At 67.9% G+C, this 1547-nt stretch carries 2 protein-coding genes; both read left to right on the forward strand.

The window, feature by feature from the left end; all coding sequences use genetic code 11:
- Positions 1-181, forward strand: a 181-nt coding sequence (locus ACXJKR_RS32145; RefSeq protein WP_457326309.1) for a hypothetical protein, incomplete at its 5' end; no start/stop codon positions are given.
- A gap of 9 nt (positions 182-190) precedes the next feature.
- A partial coding sequence (gene dnaG / locus ACXJKR_RS32150) for a DNA primase (protein WP_457326310.1) occupies positions 191-1547 on the forward strand: 1357 nt, incomplete at its 3' end.

The raw sequence follows: 1547 nt of genomic DNA on the forward strand, positions 1-1547 counted from the left end.
GGCCAAGGGTGTCGAGAGCCGCGCCCATGCGCGCGAGCTGTTGCGCCTGGGCTGCCGCCTCGGCCAGGGCAACGGCATCGCGGCGGCCATGCCCGGGCCGGCCCTGCCGGGCTGGATGCAAGCCTTTGCCAACAGCGACTGGATTGCGCAGTTGCGCAGCCCGTCCCAGGCCAATCTCTAAAATCCACGGGTGATCCCGCCCGGCTTTATTCAGGACCTGCTCTCCCGCGTCGACATCGTCGACGTGGTGGGTCGCCATGTCGAGCTCAAAAAGGCGGGCATCAACCACAAGGGTCTGTGCCCCTTCCATGGGGAAAAGTCGCCGAGCTTCATCGTCAGCCCGAGCCGCCAGACCTACCACTGCTTCGGCTGCGGCGTGCACGGCAATGCCATCGGCTTCCTGATGGAACACACCGCTGCGACCTTTGTCGAAGCGGTGGAGGACCTGGCCCAGCAGGTCGGCATGCAGGTGCCGCAGGACGAACGCAGCCCCGAACAGCGCGAGCGCGCCAAAGCCGACAAAGCCAGGCAGCAGAGCCTGACCGATGTGCTGGCCCGCGCGGCGGAGTTCTACAAGGCCCAGCTGCGCCAGGCGCCCCGGGCCGTCCAGTACCTGAAGGGCCGCGGCCTGACCGGCCAGATCGCAGCCCGCTTCGGCCTTGGCTATGCGCCCGAAGGCTGGCGTTCGCTGGCCAGCGGCTTCCCCTCATACGACGATCCGCAACTCGTCGAATCCGGCCTGGTGATTTCGCCCGACGTCGAGCCCGGCGAGGATGCCAAGCGCTACGACCGCTTCCGCGACCGCATCATGTTTCCCATCCGCAACGTGCAAGGCGAGGTCATCGGCTTCGGCGGCCGTGTGCTGGACAAGGGCGAGCCCAAATACCTGAACTCGCCCGAGACGCCCGTCTTCATCAAGGGCCGCGAACTCTACGGCCTCTACGAAGGCCGCCAGGCAATGCGCCAGCGCGGCCATGCCCTGGTCGTGGAAGGCTATATGGATGTCGTCGCCCTCGCTCAATACGGCATCGGCAATGCCGTTGCAACGCTGGGCACGGCTTGCACGGCCGAGCATGTGCACAAGCTCTTCCGGCATACGGACATGGTCGTTTTCAGCTTTGACGGCGACGCCGCTGGCCGCCGCGCTGCCGGCCGGGCGCTTGAAGCCGCCCTGCCCCACGCGACCGAAACCCACGCCGTCAAATTCCTGTTCCTGCCCACCGAGCACGACCCGGACTCCTATGTCCGCGAGCTGGGCGCGGAGGCTTTCGAACGCTGCATCGAGAGTGCCGTGCCGCTGTCGCGCCAGCTCATCACGGTCGCCGCCGAGGGCTGCGACCTCGGCACACCCGAAGGCCGCGCCCGCATGTTGAACCAGGCCAAGCCCCTCTGGGCCCTGCTGCCGGAAGGTCTGTTGCGCCGCCAGCTGCTCGGCGAACTCGCCCGCCAGGGGCAGCTGCCCGAGGCCGAGCTGCAAGCGCTGTGGCTGGGCGCACCCGCACCTGCCGCGGGTGCCACCAAGGAGACGGCGGCACCCGCCGAAAAGC

This window comes from Roseateles sp. P5_E11 (assembly GCF_054049355.1).